Origin of the sequence: Actinospica durhamensis, assembly GCF_018139695.1 — a bacterium.
Taxonomy (GTDB): domain Bacteria; phylum Actinomycetota; class Actinomycetes; order Streptomycetales; family Catenulisporaceae; genus Actinospica; species Actinospica durhamensis.
In genome coordinates this window covers 1-1,195 of record NZ_JAGSOG010000592.1, presented here as the reverse complement: position 1 = coordinate 1,195, position 1,195 = coordinate 1, and the positions used below count along the sequence as shown (strand labels likewise).

General features: G+C 67.5%; 1 protein-coding gene. It reads right to left on the bottom strand.

Features of this window, described 5'->3' with window-relative positions; genetic code table 11:
- Positions 1-49: 49 nt before the first annotated feature.
- A partial coding sequence (gene lnt, locus KDL01_RS41235; protein WP_212534161.1) for an apolipoprotein N-acyltransferase occupies positions 50-1,195 on the bottom strand: 1,146 nt, incomplete at its 5' end.

The following is a 1,195-nucleotide window of genomic DNA, read 5'->3' as shown; positions in this document are numbered from 1 at the left end:
AGATGCGTATAAGAGACAGTCTGTCTACGTCTATCTACAGATCCACTCCTCAGTCCTCGATCCGAGGCGGATCCGCCATCAGCCGCAACCTGTAGATCGCGATTAAGCTCACCCCCGTCAACCCGGCGCACACGATCGGGACGTAGTTGCCAAACCGGTCGTACGGCGTGTCAGTCACCTGAATCGGCACCGTCACCGTCACCGTCCCGACCGTCGACTTCGGCAGCCAGGCCAACTGCCGCCCCTGCGCGTCAAAGGCCGCCGAGACACCCGCCAGCGACGCCTGCACGGCCGGTCGTCCGGTCTCGGCAGCACGCACCGCCGCGAGGCTGGCGTGCTGAGCGGGCTCCCAACTGCCCTGGAACGTCGAGTCCTCGGACTGGTAGACGAGCAGCTGCGCCCCGCGATCGGCCTCGGTACGCCCCATGTCCGGGAACGCCGACTCGAAGCAGATCAGAGGCCCGATACGCGTGCCGCCCGCCTGGAAGACGGCCAGCTCATCGCCGGGAACCAGATTCACCCCCGCGGCCTTGGTCAGCCCGGTGAGCCAGCCGAGCTCGCCCCGGAACGGTATGTACTCGCCGAACATCACCAGGCGCGTCTTCGCATACTGCCCGTTAACGCCGCTCGCCGTGTACAGATAGCTGACCTTCTGGGCGTTGCCGTGGGACTGGATCGCATCGCCGTTGACCAGGATCGGCGCGTTCAACGCGGCCGACATCGCCTCGAGCTGCTGCTGAGCCGCCGGGTCACTCGTCACGTCGTTCTCGGCGCTGCTCTCCCCCCACACCACCAGTCCGATATGCGAACCCTGCCGCTCCAGCGCCTGCGTCAGCACGACGCCTTCCTGGCCACGAGCCCAAGGATCGTGGATGACGCCCGGCTGCACCAGCGCCACGTTCAACTCCCGCGAAGCCTCCGGCAGCGGATGCGCCGCAAACCACAGCGGCCCCGCCACCACCGCCAACACCCCGACACTCCCCACCAGCGCGCGCACCGGCGGCCGAGCCACCACGACCAGCACGATCGCCGTGTTCACCAGCATGATCGCGAAGCTCAGCAGCCACACCCCGCCCACCGAGGCGAGCCCGAGTTCCGTCGGATGGTTCCACTGGCTGGACCCCAGCATCGACCACGGCCCGCCGAAGGGTTTCCACGAGCGCACCACCTCGATCAGCACCCACCCCGACGGCAC